The organism is Pseudomonas meliae (genome assembly GCF_001400515.1).
GTDB lineage: Bacteria > Pseudomonadota > Gammaproteobacteria > Pseudomonadales > Pseudomonadaceae > Aquipseudomonas > Aquipseudomonas amygdali.
This window is the reverse complement of sequence record NZ_LJQT01000338.1, coordinates 1-1,236: the sequence shown is the minus strand read 5'-3', so window position 1 is coordinate 1,236 and position 1,236 is coordinate 1. Positions and strand designations below refer to the sequence as shown.

Sequence of the window (1,236 nt, the reverse complement as noted above, 5' to 3'; positions counted from 1 at the left end):
AAACCCGGGGCGGTTCACCGGCGCTTGGCCAATGTGATCAAGCGCTGCATGGAACTGCCGGGACAAAACCTCTTTCAGTACCTGGACGAAGATGGCGTACGCCACGCAGTGACGTCATCCGATATCAACGCCTACCTGCAAAGCCTCACCGGCTCGGATTTCACCGCCAAGGATTACCGGACCTGGGCAGCGAGTGCGCTGGCGCTCGCGACGTTGCAGAAACTGCATTGGGAGCCGGAGGCCGACGCCAAGCGGCACATCGTCGATATGGTCAAGGCGGTCTCGAAACAACTGGGAAACACCCCTGCCATCTGCCGAAAATGCTACATCCACCCCGCAGTACTGGAAGGCTTCCTGCTCGGCAACCTAGCCAAACTCCCTCGCTCCCGGCAACGCAAAGGCCTGCGCCTGGAGGAAGTGGCCTTGGCGAGCTACCTGCGATTACTGGCTGACAAGGTCGAGGCTGTAGTGAACGATGCGGTGGTGAAAGAGAGCAAAGCCTGAGCCGTCTGAACGCGGCACGTCAGCCTTTGCTCCAATAAAATTTCGTAGCCTCATGATTTACCAAGCATTTCCGGCAGGCAAAAAAGCGGCACTCCGAGTCATTTGTGACGCTTTCAAGCTTGCTTCATGGGGGCCGGGTGTATATATTCCCTGCTCTTGGCGCTACCGCCCCGATGGCGAAATTGGTAGACGCAAGGGACTTAAAATCCCTCGTCCTTTGGACGTGCCGGTTCGACCCCGGCTCGGGGCACCATATATAGATAAAGGGCTTACAGGGCATTTTGCTCGGTAGGCCCTTTTTGTTTTGGTCCGCAAAAACAGTCGTGGTCCGCAATTCCAAAAAAACTCCTTCTCCGGCGTCCTGCCGACGAACACGACTCCCCAAATCTGAAGCACTCAAGCACTGCACGCCCTCACCGCGATTAGGGGTCACTCCACGCACGTCAAGTACACCAAAAAAGGTCAACGCCACCGTGGTTCCATTCAGCGAGATTTCGAGGCAATAGCAGATACCAGTCGCGGTCATGTAGATCCCGGCTCTAATGTCTATTTTTCTCTGAATACTCTTGTGCAGATTCGATCGATAACAAATGCCATCGCGATCATCCAGCCGACAAAAAATACTGTCCGTGTGCCGTGATCTATTCCAGGTATCTCAAACCCAAGCCAAGCACCTGCAAACATCAGAGGCACAAACAAAACAAGGGCAAGCAATCTGAACCGCCCCGGGTT

Annotated in this window: 1 protein-coding gene, 1 tRNA gene and 1 pseudogene; 2 read left to right on the top strand and 1 reads right to left on the bottom strand. The window is 54.9% G+C overall.

All coding sequences use genetic code 11. From position 1 onward, the window contains the following. Positions 1-504: pseudogene (locus ALO64_RS15765) on the top strand (DNA topoisomerase IB); the annotation flags it as partial. 167 nt (positions 505-671) lie between these two features. Continuing rightward, positions 672-757 (top strand) — tRNA-Leu (locus ALO64_RS15760). 293 nt (positions 758-1,050) lie between these two features. Here the strand turns inward: ALO64_RS15760 and ALO64_RS25980 are convergent. Then, a partial coding sequence (locus tag ALO64_RS25980; RefSeq protein ID WP_054991753.1) for a hypothetical protein occupies positions 1,051-1,236 on the bottom strand: 186 nt, incomplete at its 5' end.